Source organism: Pseudomonas sp. GM74 (genome assembly GCF_000282455.1).
Taxonomy (GTDB): Bacteria; Pseudomonadota; Gammaproteobacteria; order Pseudomonadales; family Pseudomonadaceae; genus Aquipseudomonas.
On sequence record NZ_AKJG01000048.1, the window covers coordinates 19,464 to 40,078 of the forward strand.

The window sequence follows — 20,615 nt, forward strand, 5'->3', positions numbered from 1 at the left end:
GAGCACTTCCAGAATTGCTTAGCCGGCTTTGCACTTCCCACGAAAGCCGAAAAATCATCCGGGTTGGCGTTGACGGATTCGTTGCCACAGGAGCAGTCAAGAATCCATCCACCATTACTGAACCCGCCCGTATTGGTCTTCGAAACGCACAATATCGTCTTCACCCAGATACTCACCGCTTTGCACTTCGATCATCATCAGATCAATAACGCCAGGATTTTCCAGGCGATGTTGGTGCCCCGCAGGAATAAATGTCGACTCATTGGTATTGATCAATCGAGTTTCGCCGCCATTGACTACCTTGGCCATACCCTGCACTACGATCCAGTGCTCACTGCGGTGGTGATGCATTTGCAGTGACAGTGCTGCGCCGGGTTTAACCACGATGCGCTTGATCTTGAAGCGCGGACCCTCCTCGAGCACGGTATAAGTGCCCCAGGGACGAGACACTGTACGATGCAGGCGATAAGCCTGATGGTTCTGCAACTTCAGACGCTTGGCAACCTGTCTTACCTCTTGCGCCCGATCGGCATGTGCAACGAGCACGGCGTCAGCAGTCTCCACCACGATCAGATTGTCTACACCGACAGTTGCAACCAGGCGCCCTTGGCTCTGTACAAAAGTGTTGCGACTATCGATAAAGATTGCATCGCATTGAGCACGGTTTTGCTCTGCGTCAGACTCCACCAGATCGCGAAGTGCGGTCCATGAGCCAATGTCGTTCCAGTCGAATATCCCTGGAACCACCGCTACCTTGGCTGAACGTTCCATCAACGCATAGTCGATGGAAATATCAGGCATGGCCGCAAAACTTTGCGCGTGCAACTCGTGCATTTGCGAATTGGCTCCCGTCGAACGCGGGCTTTGCGCGACACAAGCACGGGCCAGCTCGAGCAGCTCAGGCGCATGCTCTTGCAATTGGCTGATCAGTCCCCCGGTGGTGAAGCAGAACATCCCCGAGTTCCAGAGAAAACAGCCACTATCAAGATACTCTTGCGCAGTGACCTGATCAGGCTTCTCGACGAAACGCAGTACTCGACAACCACCACTTTCATCCAGTCCCTCTCCAGCCTCGATGTAACCAAAGCCGGTTTCTGGCGCGGTAGGGCGAATTCCGTAGGTGACCAGATAGCCTTGTCGAGCCAATGCTACGGCTTGCTCGGTAGCAGCCTTGAACCCGGGTAAATCATGAATCAGGTGATCGGCAGCCATTACCACCATTACCGCATCGTCACCCTGCTCTTCGGCCAGTACCAAAGCAGCCACGGCAAGTGCCGATGCGGTATTGCGGCCTTGAGGCTCCAGCAGAAAACGCGCCTGGTGATGGCCAAGCTTGGTACTGGTGAAATGATCACGGCTCTCGAAGTAGTGTTCACGGTTGGTCACCGTAACAATTTCACCACCCTCGGCAATCAAACTGGCGGCGCGCAGGTAGGTTTTCTCGAGCAGCGTCTGGCCACCCGGTAAACGCATAAAGGGTTTCGGATGATCCTCGCGCGACACGGGCCACAAACGGGTGCCGGCGCCACCGGAAAGAATGACGGGGATAATCATGGGACTTACTCCCTACCAACGCGGCGCAGGTCAGCTTCAACCATCATCTGGATCAAAGTGTTCAAACTGGTCTTTGGTGCCCAGCCAAGTTTCTGCTCGGCCTTGCCTGGATTGCCCAACAACACTTCAACCTCGGCAGGGCGGAAAAATTGCGGATCAATGACAACATAATCCTGATAGTTCAAACCAACATGCTCGAAGGCCAGTTTGCACATATCACGTACTGTGGTGGTTACACCGGTGGCTACCACGTAATCGTCGGCTTGTTCTTGTTGCAACATCAACCACATGGCTTCGACGTAATCACCGGCAAAGCCCCAGTCACGCTTAGCGTCGATATTGCCCAGTCGCAGTTCTTTCTGCTTGCCCAGCGAGATCCGCGCGACAGCATCAGTAACCTTTCGGGTGACAAATTCAATGCCGCGCAGTGGCGACTCATGGTTGAACAGGATCCCGCTGGACGCGTGCAGGCCAAAGCTTTCACGATAGTTAACGGTAATCCAGTGGCCATAAAGCTTGGCCACGCCATAGGGGCTACGCGGATAGAACGGAGTATTCTCGTCCTGGCGTTCGGCCTGAATCAAACCAAACATCTCGCTGGTCGATGCCTGGTAAAAACGCGTCTGCGGTGAAAACTGGCGAATGGCCTCAAGCAAATGCGTAACGCCCAGACCATCTACAACAGCCGTTGTTACCGGTTGGTCCCAAGAGCTACCGACAAAGCTCTGAGCGCCAAGGTTATAGATTTCGTCTGGCTTGGATTTGATTACGGCACGCTGAATCGAACAGGCGTCGGCCAGATCGCCTTCGTGATAACGAATCTGATCCTCAACGCCCAGCTCACGCAACCGCCAGCGCGTATCGCTACTACGTCTTGCCACGAGACCGTGAACCTCGTAACCCTTTTCGAGCAACATCTTGGCCAGGTAAGCGCCGTCCTGTCCGGTAACACCAGTAATCAATGCAGATTTAGACATTTTTAAGTTCTCTTGCTTCCCATTCAGAGAGCACACTCTGAAGAGTTTTCGTGATTGACACTCCAGGCTTCCACCCAGTTTCTTTTTGTAATTTGTTTGAACAGCCAACGACTCTGCGCTGTTCAGACAAACGCAATCGACTTGCATCCTGTACCAGTTCAACCTCAACTCCGGTCAAACCAGCCATTTGCATGATCAGATCGCGTACTCGCCACTCCACTCCCGAGCAGACGTTGTAAATTTCACCGTTACGTCCATGTTCCAACAACCCCAGATAGGCCTGTAGCACATCACGAACATCGAGAAAGTCACGGGTTACATCAACATCACCGACCTCCAATTGGGCCGGCTGCAAGCCTTGGCGCACACGAATCAGTTGGCGCGCCATACTTGGTATAACGAAAGATTCACTCTGCCCCGGACCGATATGGTTAAACGGACGGGCAATAACAATTCGCCAAGGTTCGCTATAACTCCACTGCTGGCAAAGCAGTTCGGCAGCCACCTTGCTCACTGCATAGGGATTACGCGGGCGTGGTGCCAGGCACTCACTGATCGGCAGATCCTTTTCCTCGACCTGACCATAAACGTCACCCGAACTCACATATAGAAACGTGCCGCAAAAGCCGCGGCGCTTGAGCGCTTGCAGCAAGTTCAACGTACCCAGCAAATTAATCTGCAGTGTCCGCTGCGGATCACGAAATGCCTCAGGAACGAAGGTCTGTCCGGCCAGGTGAACAACAGCATCGGGACACTCCTCCTGCAGCCAGGCATCCAGAGAAGCACTATCCAGCAGATTATAAGGCTTAGGTGCAAGTACCTGCCACGATCCAACTTCAGTTGTCGCTAACAGCGCTTGAAGATGCCCGCCGACAAAGCCGGTCAAACCTGTAACAAGAAGTTTTTTCATGTTGGAGTTTTCACATTTAGTGACCTCATGCGCTTTGAACGCGGCACAATGCACACGCAAAAGTTCTGGGCATATTCAAGACCTGACACAGGTTTGCCCCTCTAACTCGACACTATCCAAGACAGCCCCATTACTTGCATCTTTTAGCGTAAACAAGATGCCAGGGCGAGCCCAAGCCCCCGTATTCCTCTCTCCCGCATTATGCCCGGAAAAAAATAACTTTTCCTTGCCATTGACATCCCTTACCCAGACCTCAGCCGTTTGGCTGACACCACTTTGACCATGGACATCCCACCGCACCTTGACCGTTGCAGCGCCCGGACATGAGCTTATAGATGCCGGGATTAACGATATCATCGAGGCTTTTGCCGGATGCACGCTCCGCAAGTCGGACCTCACCACAGTCGCAACTGTTTTAGCAGCAACATTTAACGTTCCGGCCTCGCGATTTCCGTTAAACCCCAAATATTGATCTAGAGAGTCTTTTTCGCCGATAGCAAGTCGTGCAGCAAACTCATAGGACAAGTGATCTTTATCGTAAGTATATGGAACCTTATTACTATCAAATATTTCGCAAACATCACCCTTGCAAAGTGCTGCCCGCTTACTCAAGTAAAAATAACCGCCCCCACTCACTTCCGACTTCAATACCGTTTCGACGTTATTATCTTTGTCGACCCACTCCGACAGCGCCTTGGAATTGAAACCATAGTCATTGAGTAGTTCGTACATATCTTTTTTCATAACCAGGTAGTCACCAATGACGACAACCTTCTTGATTTCATTCTCTTTGAGAAAATCAAGATACTCACGCAAATACTCAGGTGTATACCAAGTAAAAAGAAGATTGATTACAATATAATCAAACTTTTTCAAATATTCGACATCAAACCTGCTGGCATTCAGCTTCTTACAACTTTCACGACTAGGATAATTAGGCTGCGTAATTTTTTCTATATCGCGATAAGGCGGACACCCACCCAACTCCGACATCACGAAACTGTGATCCGGATATATCCTTTCAAAAGCATTCAATGCATCAATTGCATGGCTATCACCCAGGATCAGCGCATTGACTCGCCCCGGAATCAGGTTATCGCATTCAGCCCAGCCTTTACGAACGCAAATTTCCTGCCTGATTTTAAATCGCTCTTGTTTACCGTTTTTGACAATCTCACTGGAAATGCTGCCCGAAGTAGCCCAGTCACGCCATCCCCAGCCTTCTTGCGCCCACATTGAAACTGCCAAAAAACTGATCGAAAGCGCAACGAACGCACCGCCTGTTAAAAAGCTCGAATTGGTTGCACCGCCTCGTCTGAATGGCTTTTCGATGCAATAATACATAAATATCGCTATGGCAAATGAAGCGACTGTAAGCACACAGGCTTCCAATACAGACACTGCAGAGCCACCGAAACAATATTTATAAAATACAATGACTGGCCAATGGGCCAAGTACAACGAATAGCTGATCAAACCAATTGCCACGAACAATCTATTACTCAGCAATTTGCCCGCAACACTCACATTACCTGCATAAATACACAGTGCCGCGCCAACACACGGAAGCAATGCATTAACACCAGGAAACTGTGTTTTCTCACTATAGAAAAAAATCGAATATATTAATAAAGCAATCCCACCACAGAACAAAAACTCCAAAGCAATCTTGTTCTTTATCTGAACCCGCAACAACCAGACCGTTATAGCCCCAATTGAAAACTCAAACACTCTAAAAGGCATCAAAAAAAACACAGCGTCAGGCTGCTTCGCCAACATCGATTGTGCGAAATAAAGGCTGACCAAGCCCACCGCGACTACCGCAACAGGTGCTAGCCATTTTCGCGGAGCCAACAGGCAAAGAAATATTGGCCAGAGCACGTAAAACTGCTCTTCAACCCCTAGCGACCATGTATGCAGCAACGGCTTCAGTGCAGAGTCCGTATCAAAGTAACCACTATTGGAAAAAAAATAGATATTGGAAATCGAAAAAACAGCGTTGACCAGCGAACCACCAAAGCTTTCCAACAGTTGAGGAGAAAACACAAGAATTGCGAAAAAACCGGAACAGGTCAGGGTAAAAAAGAAGGCCGGCAATAACCGCCTGGCACGACGCAGATAAAACCGTCCGAAATCCAGCTTGCCATTTTCTTCAATTTCGTTCAAAAGAAGTCGAGTGATCAAAAAACCACTAATGACAAAAAATATATCGACGCCTACAAAGCCGCCACTGAAAGCATTAAGCCCCGCATGATAGAGCACTACGGACAAGACAGCGACCGCTCGCAAACCATCAATATCTGGTCGATAGGCATCACTTATAGAATTCAAACTACGCATCAATCCCTACCCACTGCCAATAAGCCAAACAACAGCTCGTCCTTCCAATAAACCTGCACTTCACTACAGGCTGCCTCTACAGAGCTCGCCACTGGCTTCAATGTTTGAGCTGTTCAGTCCCAACAACTCAAACATCGACCAAGCGGCGTAAAAAGATCTACTTTATGCCAAGTTTTTCTCGGCGAACGAGTACGAACTCAGTGGCAGCTGGGAGCGGGTTGTGCTAAATCCGATATCATTAAGAATATTGCTTAGTGATACCCACGCGGCTTCTACTCCCCATTCCTGCAGTGCGAAGCGTTGCCCCGACTCACTCAATTCATCCCAAAGCGATTCATTTTCATAAACCCGTACAATTGCTTCGGCGAAAGCTTGAGCATCGTCGGCCACAAGAATATTTTTATCGGCCGTCAGCAACATTCCCTCAGCCGCCAATGATGTAGCTACAACTGGCAACCCGTGAGCCATCGATGTACCGATTTTGCCCTTGATGCCGGCACCGTAGCGCAGAGGTGCGACGGACACCCGCATCTTGTCCAGCAGTGGTGGCAAATCTTCAACAAAACCGGTGATGATTACGTCTTCACTTTCGAGCGCCAAAATTTCTGCCGGCGGCTTACTGCCAACCGCGTAGAAGCGCACACCTGGCAATCGCTCTCGCAAAAACGGCATGACCTCGGCTACAAAATACTGAACGGCATCGACGTTCGGAGTGTGCTGATAACCGCCAACAAACAGGATGTCGCGTCTAGCCTTGTAGCCTACTTCAGTACCTGTGACGTCCATGATCAAAGGGAACAAATGGATTTTTTCATTCGGCAGTTGAGGGCGCAATAATTCAAGTTCATTTGTGCTGACCACAATTGCAGCATCCGCTCCCTTGATCGCCGAGAACTCCACTTCCTTCATGTCTTTCGCTGCACTGGCCTTTGCCGGATCATCAAGCAACGTGGCCTCGCGCTCCATTCTCAGGAAATGCAGGTCTACCGTATGATACAAGACCTTGGCACGGGGGCAGTGCTTGCGAACCAGGTCCAGATTTCGTTCAACTACTTTAGGGCGCAACAGGTAAACAAGATCATAACGATCCTTGGCTTCCAGCAAATGCTCTTCAACAGTCTTAACATAAGGCCTGTAAAGCACTTCGATGCCTACTCGTTGCAGGGCCTCAGTGTAGCCCGGCATATACAGGAAGTTATCTTCCGGAATAAACGTTACCTGGAAACCCATTTCTCGCAGCAACAGGAACGTATTAAAAGCCAATACCGAGCCAGCATCCTCATTGGGCGTTGGAGTGCAGTGATCCAGAATCAAAACCCGTCGAGTGGCCATACGATCCTTTGCAAGATCAAGGTTTTGCCCGTTCTTTTGATAGGTCTGCAAGCGAGCCTTCCAGCGAGCGAACATTTTTTGCATGTTCACAACCTGATAAGACTTGGCTCCCTGGGTTTCATCTCGCCCCGAAGTCACACCCTCATAATGCACTACGACTGAAAGCGGTTGATAGATAACGCGATAGCCCCGATCCCTGATCTTCAGAGCCAGATCGGCATCTTCACAATAGGCTGGCAAATAATGCTCATCAAAACCGCCCAACTCTTCGAATAGATCTTTCGGGACTAGAATCGAAGCACCTGAGCAGTAATCAACTTCACGCGCATAGTTATAGACAGGCAAGTCCGGATTCTGGTTTCTACCAAAATTCCACGCACTGCCATCTTGCCAGATTATCCCACCGGCTTCTTGCAGAGTACCATCTGGGTAAATAAGCTTCGAACCTGCCAGTCCGGTGCCAGGGAACTCCTGGAAAGTCCTGAGCAGCTCATCGAGCCAGCGAGGCAACACTTTTGTATCGTTGTTCAGGAAACACAAATACTTTCCTTTCGCTGCAAGTGCACCATTATTGCAAGAGCGAATAAAGCCCTGATTAACTTCGTTGCAAACCAGGCGGATTCCGTTCACTGCCTTAAGCAGCTCAACGGAGTTATCCGGCGAGCAATCGTCGACAACGATGACTTCAAAAGGAATTCCAGTGGTGTTTTCCGCTACAGAAGCCAGGCAGCGCAGCGTGTAATCACACTTACCGTAGATAGGTACAATGATAGAGACGAGCGGCTGCAACGAGGTCTCGATGCTTATTTCGCCGAACGAACCTTCTGCGCATTCGGCGAAATCTTCATTCAATGTCGAAGGCTCGATCGAGAGCTGCTTGTATTCAACCTGAACATCTGCCGCCGCAATCACGGACGGAAATTTATTAATCAATAAATTTCTATGTGACGCCCTGGTTTTCGGGCTAAACGGTAATTTCTGATATACCCGCTTAACGTTCCTGAGCAAAAACTTGATGTAACGCTTGATCTGTTTGATCGGCGAAAACACCCAACGGCTAATTTCGCGAAGTGGCAAAGTCAAACGCCAAGAACTGCTACCTTCCAGCTCTGCAATTCGCTCCCGAGCTTCTTTTAGCTCTTCGGTCAACCTCAGTGCCCACTGTCCGCGACGAACGACCTCTTCCTTTTGAGCTTCGTGGTCGACCAGCTTCATATCCAGATCGAGCAACCTCTTACCGCAATCGACTACACTCTGTTCGAGGCGCGCAATTTTTTCAGCACTCGCGGAAATCTGGTTATTCAGGTTGGTAACTTGGGCATCACGCACAGAGCGAGCCTCATTAGACGCTGAAAGATGCTCAGCTTGTTCAGCCAACGCTTGAATGAGGCTTGCAGTATGTGCCTCATGTTCAAGCAATAATTTTTCGAGCGCTTTGAGCTTCAATTGCTCCTCAATCAGAGCTTCACTCGACGCAGACAGATTCTTGTCTCTTTCGGCATCCAGGCTAGCAATTTGCTGATCTTGCTGGAGCAGTAACTCATCGAGTTCCGCCAGTTTTTCCTGGGCATTGCTCAATGCTTGATTGAGTTCCGTCAGCCTGATATCACGTTCGACCAGATTCTGATCAAGACTCGCAACCTGGTTTTCCTTCTCGAGCAACAGACGCTCAAGAACCCTTAGTCGCTCCTGCTCTACGCCTCTGGTTGCGCTCAGGTCGAACAGATTTTTATCCCAAGCGATAAGACTTTGATCAAGGCTGGCAATATGCAGATCACGCTTGAGTAGCGTGTCATTGATCTCGGCAATAGTGCTATCGCGCTGCTTCAACATCGCGCTCTGATCCGACAGTTCGGCTTCCCGGCTTTCGACGATCTGATTCAGATGAATAACTTTCGCATCGCGCTCCAGCACTAAAGCCTCGATCGTCTGAATCTGCGCCTCTCGCTCACTCAAGAGCTGCTTCGATTCCGACAACCTCTGGTCGCGCTCGCCAATGGATTGGCTAAGGTGGTGTATTTGATTTTCAGAAGCCAGTACCGATTCTTTCAGTATTTCAATATGTTTTTCACGTTCAGCGACTATTCTACCCAGCCCCTCGACATTCCGTTCCTTTTCACCGAGGATCTGGCTGAGGTCACCAATCTGGTCTGCCTGCTGAGTAATCGTGGCTGAGTACCTTGATGCAGTACTACTCGAAATTTTTGCAACGAGGTTCAATAGCTCGGCCTGATCAGAGATCAGTTCAATTGAGTAAATCTCGGCGCTAGGAACCTGTATACGATCCAACTCCTCCCACGAGTGAACATCCAGGCACAGGAGCGTTGCCGTTTCGACACCGTTCGTACTGATATTTCGCGACTTGCTTAGACCGACATAAATGTACTTTTCGCTTATGCAGATACCTCGCGCATATCCTCCCAGCGCCCTGGAGCGGAGCAATTCACCTGCCGGAGAGTATTCACAAAGCCCTTGCTCTTCAGAGTTAGCGATCAGAAGGTTCTCACCAAACGCAGTGAGACTGTGGGGTTGTGAAAGCCCAGCGATCAAATGCTTCCCGGTATTCAAATCTTGTACATAGCCCGAGTTCCGGGTATGGCCTTTGTAGCCTCGATGTTCGGCGAATTTTCCGAACGCAGAAAATACAACAGCACCATCCCATACAGCGAGACAGTTTATATGCAGCGAATCATTCTCACCTGGAAAGACCCAGCGCTGCTCTTCTTCACCATCAAGGTTCAACTTGACAATTTCGTTCCCTGTCGTGGCAACGATATAAATATGATTGTCGACGATAAGCGCGTCGTGAATATCATGAAACTTTACAGTCGACTCGGTTACCTCACGTGTCTGCTCGCCGTGAATCAACAACGTGGCAGGTTGCAGCCCTCTTACAAAGTGATTGGAGGCACGCCCCAAGCCCGTTGCACTAGTACCATCCAGCTTATGAACTTTATTTTCATTGACTAAAAACAAACCGCCTTCATTAGGACTGGAAACCAGAAGCCCCGAGAAAAAGTTACTCATTTATCAAAATCCTAGGAGAAAAGCCAAAGTCAATGATTTCCGTCACTATGTCCTGCTTGATCGGCAGCACGCGAAATGCCACCGCATCGATCAACCGATGCAATACCGTTTCATCCTGCCCCTGCGCACCAAATGTTCCGGCATTAAAGAAGTACACTCCCGAACTCAAGATACAATCAAACTCAAATTCCACGTCAATTACTGTGCCGGCGCGGACATAGGGAATAGTTAGATCTTGCGACGGCACCGACAAAACACCACCTAGTCGGAAACCTGACTTTGTCTTTATTACCGTACCAAACCTGACCAACGTCGCTGATTTGGAAAAATGTACCTGATAGCCATATTTGTATTTTCGACCACGCACCAGCGTATTGACCGGACGACCGTCCAGCGTCTTTATCCCTGGATTCTGAATGAGGGCACCTTGAGAGTCCGTTTCAATCATGCAATCGGACTTCAATCCAGCATCGAAATAGTCTTCAGGTTCTTTCACTGGTACCGGCACAGGCGTATCGACACTCAATACAGGAACAGTTGCTGCCAACGCGATACTGGAGCGAATATCGGCCCGATTTTCCTGTGACGCATAGAGCAACTGCTGATATTTACCGATAATCTCTTTTGGCTCGCCCACCAATAGCAACTCTCCAGCGTCCATCAGAATTGCCCTATCGCAAAGCTCCACGACAATATTGCCAGAGTGCGACACAAACAAAATGGTCGTGCCTTTCGCCTTGATACTTTCAATCCGCGAATAGCATTTACGCTGAAACAATTCATCGCCTACCGACAGTGCTTCATCAACGACAAGCACTTCAGGATCCGAGTTGATAGCCACGGCAAATGCCAACCGAACGGACATACCACTGGAGTATGTTTTTACGGGCTGGTCGATAAACTGGCCTATATCGGCAAACGCTTCGATTTCTGCGTAACGGGCATCAATCTCTTTTTTTGTGAGGCCGAGTACAGCGGCGTTCATATAAACATTTTCACGCCCGGTGAACTCAGGATTAAAACCTGAACCAAGCTCCAGAAGCGCTGCGATCCGACCGTTGACCTTGATATCCCCACCGCTGGGATTCAATGTACCGCAAATCATTTGTAACAGCGTTGATTTACCACTGCCATTACGGCCGACGATACCCACGGTCTCGCCCTTTCTGACCTCGAACGAAACATCCTTCAACGCCCAGAATTCACGATAATATTTCTTGAAGCCTCGAGCCAACATCTGCAACAGTCTGTCGCTCGGCTTTTCATAAATTTGAAAGCACTTGCTCAGGTTACTTACCCGAATGGCTACCTGACTGCTCAAAGCGGGAATCAGCGCTGTTTCATCAGGACTGATGCCGGCCTGCATTTTCTCTTCAGAGGACATCGGCAAATCCCTTTCGCGTTTTCTGGAACCAGGCAAAGCCAAGCCATGAAAAGATCAATGCACCAGCAGAATAGCTCAGCAATACCAGGTAATTCGGCCCTTGCCCCCAAATCAACACAGCCCGTGCTTGCTCAATAATTGGCACAAGTGGATTCATCTGCATGATTTGTTGGTATTCGGCAGGCAATGACGAAACGGAATAAAATATTCCCGAGAGAAACATCAGCATTGTAATCACGACACCGATGACTTGCGTAATATCACGCAAATACACTCCCAGCGAAGCCAGAGCCCAAGAGACCCCCATCGAAAACATCAATAAAGGCAACATGACAAAAGGCATAAACAACGCAGTTGAATGAGGCACGCCGAAGAACACGGAATAAAACACCAGCCACACGACAATACTAATTAAACTGTGAAACAGCGCAGCGCCCATCGACACCCAAGGAAGAACCTCTAATGGGAAAACAACTTTTTTCACATAGTTCACATTCGACAGTATCAAGCTTGGTGCACGCCCGACGCACTCCGAGAACACGTTAAAAACAATCAGACCGGCAAACAACACCAGGGCATATTCCGTTTTAGATCCGTCCTCGTGTCCTCCCCATCTTGCATTGAAGACAACGCTGAATACAAAGGTATAAACCCCAAGCATTAATATCGGGTTAAACAACGACCAAAACAAACCAAGACTGGAGCCCCGATAACGACCCAATATTTCTCGCTTGGTAAGCGCGGCAATCAGTGCGCGGTTTCGCCAGAAACTGGCAACCATTTCTATAGGGGAAGTCGAAAAATGTTGCATTAACCAAACACCTCAGCTTGCGCCAACAAAGCACCCTGTGCATCTTTTGCAGACAGTGCCGGGGGCTCATTGATCGGCCAATCGATCCCCAGTGCCGGGTCATCCCAACGTATGCACCGCTCATGGGATGGCGCGTAGAAGTCCGTGGTCTTGTAAAGGAATTCCGCGGTGTCCGAGAGCACGACAAATCCATGGGCGAAACCTTCGGGCACCCATAGCTGATGCTTGTTTTGCGCGGACAAATAGGCGCCGACCCACTGCCCGAATGTCGCGGAGTCACGACGAATGTCAACGGCCACATCAAACACTTCGCCCTGGACGACGCGTACGAGTTTCCCCTGGGGCTGTTGTACCTGATAGTGCAGGCCGCGCAATACACCCCTGGTTGAGCGAGAGTGATTGTCCTGTACGAAATGAACGGAACGCCCCACTACCTCTTCAAAAGCGCGCTGATTGAAACTTTCAAAGAAGAACCCGCGCGGGTCACCAAACACTTTAGGTTCGAACAGCACAACATCGGAGATGGCTAACGGGGTGGCTTTCATCAGTAAATCGTCTCCTGCAGGAGACGCTTGAGATATTGGCCATAGCCGTTTTTCGAAAGCGGAGCAGCGAGATTTTCGAGCTGTTCGGCATCGATCCACTTCTGGCGGAAGGCAATCTCCTCCGGGCATGCGACTTTGAGACCCTGGCGATGCTCAAGTGTGGCAATGAAGTGACTGGCTTCCAGGAGTGAGTCGTGGGTGCCCGTGTCCAGCCAGGCGTAACCGCGGCCCATGATTTCCACGGACAGGTTGCCTTGCTCCAGATAAATGCGGTTAAGGTCAGTAATTTCCAGTTCGCCACGGGGCGACGGCTTGATGCTTTTGGCAATCTCGACAACTTGCTTGTCGTAGAAGTACAGACCGGTCACGGCGTAGTTCGATTTTGGCTTGAGCGGCTTCTCTTCCAGGCTGATCGCCTTGCCCTGAGCATCGAACTCCACCACCCCGTAACGTTCCGGGTCGTTGACGTGGTAGGCAAAAACACTGGCCCCGTCGACCCGTTCCATGGCGCTCTGCAACAGTTCGTTGAAATGGTGGCCGTGATAGATGTTGTCGCCCAGCACCAAGGCGGACGGATCGTTACCGATGAAGTCCTCACCGATGATGAATGCCTGCGCCAGGCCATCCGGCGACGCCTGCACCGCATAGGAAATGTTCAAGCCCCAACGAGCGCCATCCCCTAGCAGTTGCTCGAATCGCGGGGTGTCTTGCGGTGTGGAAATGATCAGGATATCGCGGATACCGGCCAGCATCAGGGTGCTCAGCGGGTAGTAGATCATCGGTTTGTCGTATACCGGCAGCAACTGCTTGGAGATCGCCAATGTTGCAGGGTGCAGTCGAGTTCCCGAGCCGCCGGCCAGGATGATTCCTTTACGATTGAACATATTCACTTCTCTAGAATTTCTGTAAGCATCCGTGCCACACCGACTCGCCAATCAGGCAGGCTCAGCGCGAAGGCGTTTCGCAGTTTATGAGTATTGAGGCGGGAGTTGTACGGGCGTTTTGCTGGCGTTGGGTATGCTTCAGTACCAATCGCTCCGACCTGCGTCGGGGAGACCTTCAAGTCCACGCCTGCCAGCTCGGCTCGTTCGAGCACAAAGCGCGCATAGCGACACCAGGTGGTTTCACCGCAGGCCGCAAGATGGTAGAGCCCGCTCAGTTCAGGGCTTGCGACGGTGCTGCGCACAGCATGGGCAGTGACGTCGGCCAACAGCTCTGCCCCGGTCGGTGCACCGAACTGATCGTCGATGACGTTCAAGCTCTCGCGCTCACGGGCCAGGCGCAGCATGGTCCTGGCGAAGTTGTTGCCTCGCGCGGCATACACCCAACTGGTACGGAAAATCAGGTGCGTGCAGCCACTGGCCTGAATCGCCTGCTCGCCCGCGAGTTTGCTGGAGCCATAGACACTCAACGGTGCGACCGGATCACTTTCCTGCCAAGGGGTTTCACCGTCGCCGGCGAATACATAGTCCGTGGAGTAATGCACCAACAAGGCATTCAGAGCCAACGCTTCCCGGGCCAGTACTGCCGGCGCTTCGGCATTCACCCGATGCGCCTGCTGCGATTCGCTTTCAGCCTTGTCGACAGCGGTATACGCCGCGGCATTGACAATAACGTCGGGCGCAAAGCGCTGTACGGTGGCGGCGAGCCCCCCCAGGTCATTCAGATCGCCACAGTAATCCGGGCTGCGGGAGTCCAGTGCGAGCAACTCACCCAGCGGGGCAAGACTGCGTTGCAACTCCCACCCGACCTGGCCGTTTTTACCGAGCAATAGAATTTTCATGCAGTACGTCCGGCGTAGTTTTTCTCCACCCACTGAAGATAAGCACCCGACTGGATATTGCTGACCCAATCCTGATTATCCAGGTACCACTGGACGGTTTTACGGATACCGGTTTCGAAGGTTTCTGCCGGTTTCCAGCCCAGTTCGCGCTCAAGCTTGCGAGCGTCGATGGCATAACGGCGGTCATGCCCGGGGCGATCGGTCACGTAGGTGATTTGTGCGTTGTAAGGCTGGCCGTCGGCGCGCGGACGCATTTCGTCGAGCAAGGCGCAGACCGTGTGCACGATGTCCAGGTTAGGCTTTTCGTTCCAGCCGCCCACGTTATAGACCTCACCCACGATGCCGGCTTCCAGCACGCGACGAATGGCGCTGCAGTGGTCTTTGACATACAGCCAGTCACGAATCTGCTGGCCATCACCGTAGACAGGCAATGTCTTGCCAGCCAGTGCGTTGACGATCATCAGCGGAATGAGTTTTTCCGGGAAGTGGTACGGCCCGTAGTTGTTCGAGCAGTTGGTCGTCAGTACCGGCAGACCATAGGTGTGATGGTAGGCACGTACCAGATGGTCACTGGCGGCCTTGCTGGCCGAGTAAGGACTGTTCGGCTCGTACTGGTGGCTCTCGCTGAACGCGGCTTCATCCTTGGCCAGCGAGCCATAGACTTCGTCGGTAGACACATGCAGGAAGCGAAACGACTGCTGCGCATCGGATGCCAGGCCCTTCCAGTAAGCGCGCACGGCTTCCAGCAAGCGGAACGTACCAACGATGTTGGTCTCAATGAAGTCTTCCGGACCATGAATGGAGCGATCAACGTGCGACTCGGCGGCGAAGTTCAGGATCGCGCGAGGTTGATGCTCTTCCAGCAGGCGAGTCACCAGGGCGCTGTCACCAATATCACCACGCACAAATACGTGCCGCTCGTTACCGGCCAGGCTGCTGAGGTTATCCAGGTTGCCTGCATAGGTCAGCTTGTCCAGATTGACCACAGTCTCATCAGACTGAGCCAGCCAGTCCAATACGAAGTTCGCACCGATGAAACCTGCACCGCCAGTTACTAAGATAGTCATTGATTTAGATCTTTTTCAGTAAAGTTGCGAGGATCAGCCCCAGGTTTCCAGCGACCGTCTGCCGGTACAGACCGGCACGCTTGAAACCCAGAATCCTTGGTAAAAGTGGTTTGCTACGCGCCGCCTTGAATTGATCAAGCTTCACCCGATGCTCTTGGCTCAATCGATGACGCATAGATTCCAAAGCATGAATATTTTGAGTATTCCATTCGTAAAAAAGCCCCCTGAACGCCATGCGCAAGCGCTTGAGGCGTGCCAACCAACTGGAGTTGGTCCCTACCACGTTTTCATTGTGCTGACGGTATAGCACCGTTGGTACAGGGTCGTAGTGCACTGCGCCACCCGCACCGGAAATCAACTGATACGCCCACCAGTCATGCGAAGGCACATTCAGATTGTCGCCTGCTTCTTGCAGCAACGCGCGTGCGGCCTGGTTAAATACCATTGTGTTGCCCCCCCCGATATTTTGCACGAGCGCATTGGAAAAATGCGGCGCAAGAGCAAATTTTGGAGAGTAGCCAAAAGAAAAACCCGACTCACAAATCAGTTCGGTACGCCCACAGTAAAGGGCCGGCACACCTTCCGGGGCTGACTTCAACCAGGCTATTGCCTTCTCGAGTTTTTCTTGCTTCCAGATATCGTCCTGATCAGCCCACGCATAGAAGTCTGCGTGAATGTCTGTCCGACAAGTGAGCGAAAGGAAGTTTGCGACGAAGCCTCGGCCAGGCCCCTCGATAACCTGGAGACGCCCCGTCCCCCACTGAGCCGTTGTGGCTTGAAGGATGTCCAGCGTCCGGTCCTGGGAGCCATCGTCCGAGACATAGACAGTCCAGTCACAATGAGACTGCTGCTGAAATGACTCAAGCTGCTCGGCTAAAAACGATTCTCCATTGTAGGAACACATCAATATTGCGACTTTTTCAGTTCGGCAATCACTCAACGTGGTACCGGCGCAAGAATGAAGAAAGCTGGATCCCAAGATGCCCACAAAATCTCCTTCCGTGTACATGACAGGTGTAATGTCAATTAGTACTTCTTTATTAAAATCAACACGATAAGGATTCGAATCGTTTTCAGAGCTTGATTATTCAGGCAGTGCAAGAGGAGTCACTACCGCACATCCGAACTCCCACACAACATCCCAAGCAACGCTGCCACCCGGCCATCAGCGGTATCTCCACTGGGCCTGGACTGCGTTCTTGAGCACGACCTTCTTGGCTTTCAGCCTGATTTAGGTGAGGTTTCGAACATCCCGCATGCAAACTCCATGTAAAAAGAACTCAAATTTTAAAGCAAAATGCAGGCCAACAAGGGCACTGAAGCCTGAGACGACATAAATCCGACACAGGGTCACCACTGTGGTCTCAGGGCATTAACGGGGACGAATCGTACTACAAAGCTGTAACAAAGTTCCCACATTACCGAAAGAAAGATCGCCGTTCGGCGGTCTTTTTTCCTAGCCAGCGGGACAGCTCAGACAAACAGCCAATAGACAAGCAAACCAAGTACCGCTATGGCCAGAACCGGCCGCAAAACGCGATACGCCTTGGGGTTACGACGTTTCCAATGCTTGACCACGCCACTGAATTTATCGCTGGAGTTCTTGCTCCAGGCGTAGACCTGGTTGATCCCGCCCACACGCTCGTCGTCCAGGTTCTGAGGGGCGGTGGCGCGGCCCAGCCAGGCGCTGATACTGCGATTGATGCGGGTCATGAAGCGATTGCTCAGCGGACGTTCGATATCGCAGAACAGGATGACGCGGGTCTTTTGCGTTTCATTCTTGACCCAGTGCACGTAGGTCTCGTCGAACATAACGTCTTCACCATCGCGCCAGGCGTAAACCTGGCCGTCGACAAAGATGCGGCAATCATCGGAATTGGGGGTGGAGAGACCCAAGTGATAACGCAGGGAACCGCCAAACGGATCACGATGCGGGTTGAGGTGGCTGCCGCCCGGTAGCAGCGCGAACATGGCGCCTTTGACGCAGGGAATGCTGTTGACCAGTTCCACGGTTTTCGGACACAAGGCTTCGGCAGAGGGCAGCGGTTTGTCATACCACTTGAGATAGAAACGCTTCCAGCCCTTCTTGAAAAACGAACCAAAACCGGCGTCGTTGTTCTTTGCCGCCGCGCGGATATACCCCTCGTCGAACAAATGCATCGCTTCGTCGCGAATCACCTCCCAGTTGTCCTTGAGTACATCCAGCTCCGGGAACTTGCTGCGATCCAGATACGGTTTCGAAGGCACACCGGAAAACAGGTACATCAAGGCGTTATAGGGGGCGAAAAGTGCAGAATGGTTAACGAACTGGCGCAAAACCGGCAGGCGCGCCTTGCCGCGCAAATGCACATAGAGGGTGCTACCGAAAAACAGCAACAACAGCGAGGCCTTCGCGGCAACCGATAAGGTCATCAACAACTCCTTTGAAGATATACGACACTGCACCACGCCTATTGCCCGACGCGGCTACCTGCATGATAAAGACTACCGCCCGGTGAAAACCTGCACTTTTCAACATTCAATGTTAATGAAAGTGCAACAAAGCACTCATTAACATAAGGTGCCTGAACCCTGGCTGATGCAAATCCATAATCAGCCGGACCCGATCAATGGATCGCAACCAGCGACAACACCTCAGCCATCTCCGCCAGCCACGACCCGCCAATGTTCAGCGCTTACTGCTGATTCTCCTGTTCGGTAAACAGGTCACTGAACAGCATGCTCGACAGGTAACGCTCACCGGAATCCGGCAGGATCACGACGATGGTCTTGCCTTGCATTTCCGGGGTCTCGGCCAGCCGAACGGCCACTGCCATGGCGGCGCCGCAGGAAATCCCGCACAAGATTCCCTCCTCCCGCATCAAGCGCAAGGCCATGGCCTTGGACTCTTCGTCACTGACCAGTTCCACCCGATCAACGATCGACAAGTCGAGGTTCTTCGGCACGAAACCGGCACCGATGCCCTGGATCTTGTGCGGGCTTGGCTTGATTTCTTCACCGGCCAGGGCCTGGGTGATCACCGGCGACACCGCTGGCTCCACCGCCACCGAGAGTATCGGTTTGCCCTGGGTATTCTTGATATACCGTGAAACCCCGGTGATGGTTCCACCGGTTCCGACGCCTGCCACCAGCACGTCGACCGCGCCGTCGGTATCGTTCCAGATTTCCGGGCCGGTGGTTTTTTCGTGGATGGCCGGGTTGGCCGGGTTGTCGAATTGCGCCGGCATGAAGTACTTCGACGGGTCGCCGGCAACGATTTCAGCGGCCCTCTCGATCGCGCCCTTCATGCCTTTGGCCGGCTCGGTCAACACCAGTTCGGCGCCCAGAGCCTTGAGCACCTTGCGGCGCTCGATACTCATGGACGCCGGCATGGTCAGCATCAGTTTGTAGCCACGGGCGGCGGCCACGAAGGCCAGGCCGATGCCGGTATTGCCGGAGGTGGGTTCGACGATGGTCATGCCCGGTTTGAGTTTGCCGCTGCTCTCGGCATCCCAGATCATGTTCGCGCCGATCCGGCACTTGACCGAGTAACCCGGATTGCGCCCTTCGATCTTGGCCAGGATGGTCACACCACGCGGCGCAATGCGATTGATCTGCACCAGCGGCGTGTTGCCGATGGAGTGGGCGTTGTCAACGAAAATGCGGCTCATGGCTGGGTCCTTAACGACAGCATTGAAATAGGGCATCAAGGTAAGCCCTCTTGCCCGCAGGCGTCCAGTCAGGTCGAACGTCCGCTTATCAGTGCAGTCAATGGCTTTAGATCGCCAGAGATTTGCCGCCATGAAACGTCGATACAGTTGGCCCCTGGGGACCCTCATCGGCCTCGTTATGTTGCTGATAGCGCTCCATATCGCCTCGCCCTATCTGGTGCGCGACTACCTCAATGAGCGGCTGGCGAACATGGGTGACTACCGCGGCCAGATCACCGACGTGGACCTGGCCCTTTGGCGCGGCGCCTACAAAATCAACGGACTGAAAGTCGTCAAGATCGATGGCAAGGTACCAGTACCTTTCGTCAACGCGCCGCTGGTCGACCTATCGGTCAGTTGGCGTTCGCTGTGGTACGACCATGCGGTGGTGGCCGAGGTGCAGTTCATCAATCCTGAGGTCAACTTCGTCGACGGCGGGGCCAACAAGCAAAATTCCCAGACCGGCGAAGGCACCGACTGGCGTGCTCAATTAGGCAAGTTGCTGCCAATTACCCTGAACGAAGTGCGGATCAGCGACGGCAAGATCAGTTTTCGCAACTTCAACTCCAAACCGCCCGTAAACATGAATGCCACAAAAGTGGATGCCTACATCTATAACCTGACCAACGTGGTCGACACCAAAGGCAAGCGTGATGCGCGCTTCGAAGGCAAAGCCCTGCTGCTGGGGCACGCGCCACTGGAAACCACAGCCACTTTCGACCCCTTGAGCGACTTCGAAGACTTCGAGTTTCGCCTGCGCACCACGGATATCGAGCTAAGGCGCTTGAACGACTTCGCCGCGGCCTATGGCAAGTTCGACTTCAATGCCGGCCATGGCGACGTGGTGATCGAAGCCTCGGCCAGCAAGGGGCGACTGACCGGCTACATCAAGCCGCTGCTACGCGATGTCGACGTGTTCAACTGGCAGCAGGATGTGGAAAACAAGGACAAAGGACTGTTCCGCTCGATTTGGGAAGCCCTCGTCGGTGGTACCGAGACCGTGTTGAAAAACCAGGGCAAAAACCAGTTTGCGACACGGGTCGAACTCAAGGGCAACGTGCATCAGAAAGATGTCAGCGCATTCCAGGCTTTTTTGCAGATTTTACGCAATGGATTCGTCCAGGCGTTCAATGCGCATTATGAGCGACCCAAGCCGGAGGCAGGCTGAGTCACCAAGTGACGCCCCATTCAGAGAC

At 52.1% G+C, this 20,615-nt stretch carries 15 protein-coding genes; 1 reads left to right on the forward strand and 14 read right to left on the reverse strand.

From position 1 onward, the window contains the following. Positions 1 to 114 precede the first annotated feature (114 nt). The 14 genes from PMI34_RS16800 to cysK all read right to left on the reverse strand — a co-directional run bounded on the left by PMI34_RS16800 (position 115) and on the right by cysK (position 19,380). Positions 115 to 1,554, reverse strand: a complete 1,440-nt coding sequence (locus PMI34_RS16800; RefSeq protein ID WP_008049151.1) for a mannose-1-phosphate guanylyltransferase/mannose-6-phosphate isomerase — start codon at positions 1,552 to 1,554, stop codon at positions 115 to 117. A gap of 5 nt (positions 1,555 to 1,559) precedes the next feature. Continuing rightward, positions 1,560 to 2,531 carry a GDP-mannose 4,6-dehydratase gene (gene gmd / locus PMI34_RS16795; RefSeq protein ID WP_008049152.1) on the reverse strand — a complete coding sequence of 324 codons (972 nt, stop codon included), beginning with the start codon at positions 2,529 to 2,531 and terminating at the stop codon, positions 1,560 to 1,562. Further along, positions 2,524 to 3,441, reverse strand: a complete 918-nt coding sequence (locus tag PMI34_RS16790; RefSeq protein ID WP_008049153.1) for a GDP-mannose 4,6-dehydratase — start codon at positions 3,439 to 3,441, stop codon at positions 2,524 to 2,526. Before PMI34_RS16790 ends, gmd begins: the two co-directional genes overlap by 8 nt. Positions 3,442 to 3,516: 75 nt before the next feature. Beyond that, positions 3,517 to 5,781, reverse strand: a complete 2,265-nt coding sequence (locus PMI34_RS27690; RefSeq protein ID WP_008049156.1) for an acyltransferase family protein — start codon at positions 5,779 to 5,781, stop codon at positions 3,517 to 3,519. 162 nt (positions 5,782 to 5,943) lie between these two features. Beyond that, positions 5,944 to 10,140 carry a glycosyltransferase gene (locus PMI34_RS27695; protein ID WP_008049158.1) on the reverse strand — a complete coding sequence of 1,399 codons (4,197 nt, stop codon included), beginning with the start codon at positions 10,138 to 10,140 and terminating at the stop codon, positions 5,944 to 5,946. Further along, on the reverse strand, positions 10,133 to 11,461 hold the full coding sequence (locus PMI34_RS16785; protein ID WP_032829586.1) for an ABC transporter ATP-binding protein: 1,329 nt from the start codon (positions 11,459 to 11,461) through the stop codon (positions 10,133 to 10,135). Before PMI34_RS16785 ends, PMI34_RS27695 begins: the two co-directional genes overlap by 8 nt. A 52-nt stretch (positions 11,462 to 11,513) precedes the next feature. Continuing rightward, on the reverse strand, positions 11,514 to 12,335 hold the full coding sequence (locus tag PMI34_RS16780) for an ABC transporter permease (RefSeq protein ID WP_008049161.1): 822 nt from the start codon (positions 12,333 to 12,335) through the stop codon (positions 11,514 to 11,516). Beyond that, positions 12,335 to 12,880 (reverse strand): dTDP-4-dehydrorhamnose 3,5-epimerase, encoded by a 546-nt coding sequence (gene rfbC / locus PMI34_RS16775; protein ID WP_008049165.1) that lies wholly within the window; start codon positions 12,878 to 12,880, stop codon positions 12,335 to 12,337. The genes PMI34_RS16780 and rfbC overlap by 1 nt, the downstream gene beginning before the upstream one ends. Further along, positions 12,880 to 13,764 carry a glucose-1-phosphate thymidylyltransferase RfbA gene (gene rfbA, locus PMI34_RS16770; protein ID WP_008049166.1) on the reverse strand — a complete coding sequence of 295 codons (885 nt, stop codon included), beginning with the start codon at positions 13,762 to 13,764 and terminating at the stop codon, positions 12,880 to 12,882. The genes rfbC and rfbA overlap by 1 nt, the downstream gene beginning before the upstream one ends. Positions 13,765 to 13,766: 2 nt before the next feature. Then, positions 13,767 to 14,663: a dTDP-4-dehydrorhamnose reductase gene (rfbD, locus tag PMI34_RS16765; protein ID WP_008049167.1), complete on the reverse strand. Its 897-nt coding sequence runs from the start codon at positions 14,661 to 14,663 to the stop codon at positions 13,767 to 13,769. After that, entirely contained in the window at positions 14,660 to 15,730 is a 1,071-nt protein-coding gene (gene rfbB / locus PMI34_RS16760) for a dTDP-glucose 4,6-dehydratase (protein ID WP_008049170.1), read from the reverse strand. The genes rfbD and rfbB overlap by 4 nt, the downstream gene beginning before the upstream one ends. A 4-nt stretch (positions 15,731 to 15,734) precedes the next feature. Further along, positions 15,735 to 16,718, reverse strand: coding sequence for a glycosyltransferase family 2 protein (locus tag PMI34_RS16755; RefSeq protein ID WP_008049171.1), 984 nt, complete (start codon positions 16,716 to 16,718; stop codon positions 15,735 to 15,737). A 485-nt stretch (positions 16,719 to 17,203) separates the two neighbouring features. Further along, entirely contained in the window at positions 17,204 to 18,142 is a 939-nt protein-coding gene (locus tag PMI34_RS16750; RefSeq protein WP_008049172.1) for an aspartyl/asparaginyl beta-hydroxylase domain-containing protein, read from the reverse strand. 263 nt (positions 18,143 to 18,405) lie between these two features. Continuing rightward, complete coding sequence (gene cysK, locus PMI34_RS16745) at positions 18,406 to 19,380, reverse strand: cysteine synthase A (protein ID WP_008049174.1); 975 nt, start codon at positions 19,378 to 19,380, stop codon at positions 18,406 to 18,408. A 130-nt stretch (positions 19,381 to 19,510) separates the two neighbouring features. Here cysK and PMI34_RS16740 point away from each other — a divergent pair, with 130 nt between their 5' ends. Then, a complete protein-coding gene (locus PMI34_RS16740) occupies positions 19,511 to 20,587 on the forward strand; it encodes a DUF748 domain-containing protein (protein WP_008049175.1) in 1,077 nt (358 codons plus the stop codon). Positions 20,588 to 20,615: the final 28 nt, after the last annotated feature.

Bases quoted from the DNA above. Each gene is read 5' to 3' on its own strand.
- PMI34_RS16800 (WP_008049151.1), bottom strand. From the start codon at position 1,554: ATGATTATCCCCGTCATTCTTTCCGGTGGCGCCGGCACCCGTTTGTGG.
- gmd (WP_008049152.1), bottom strand. From the start codon at position 2,531: ATGTCTAAATCTGCATTGATTACTGGTGTTACCGGACAGGACGGCGCT.
- PMI34_RS16790 (WP_008049153.1), bottom strand. From the start codon at position 3,441: ATGAAAAAACTTCTTGTTACAGGTTTGACCGGCTTTGTCGGCGGGCAT.
- PMI34_RS27690 (WP_008049156.1), bottom strand. From the start codon at position 5,781: ATGCGTAGTTTGAATTCTATAAGTGATGCCTATCGACCAGATATTGAT.
- PMI34_RS27695 (WP_008049158.1), bottom strand. From the start codon at position 10,140: ATGAGTAACTTTTTCTCGGGGCTTCTGGTTTCCAGTCCTAATGAAGGC.
- PMI34_RS16780 (WP_008049161.1), bottom strand. From the start codon at position 12,335: ATGCAACATTTTTCGACTTCCCCTATAGAAATGGTTGCCAGTTTCTGG.
- rfbC (WP_008049165.1), bottom strand. From the start codon at position 12,880: ATGAAAGCCACCCCGTTAGCCATCTCCGATGTTGTGCTGTTCGAACCT.
- rfbA (WP_008049166.1), bottom strand. From the start codon at position 13,764: ATGTTCAATCGTAAAGGAATCATCCTGGCCGGCGGCTCGGGAACTCGA.
- rfbD (WP_008049167.1), bottom strand. From the start codon at position 14,663: ATGAAAATTCTATTGCTCGGTAAAAACGGCCAGGTCGGGTGGGAGTTG.
- rfbB (WP_008049170.1), bottom strand. From the start codon at position 15,730: ATGACTATCTTAGTAACTGGCGGTGCAGGTTTCATCGGTGCGAACTTC.
- PMI34_RS16750 (WP_008049172.1), bottom strand. From the start codon at position 18,142: ATGACCTTATCGGTTGCCGCGAAGGCCTCGCTGTTGTTGCTGTTTTTC.
- cysK (WP_008049174.1), bottom strand. From the start codon at position 19,380: ATGAGCCGCATTTTCGTTGACAACGCCCACTCCATCGGCAACACGCCG.
- PMI34_RS16740 (WP_008049175.1), top strand. From the start codon at position 19,511: ATGAAACGTCGATACAGTTGGCCCCTGGGGACCCTCATCGGCCTCGTT.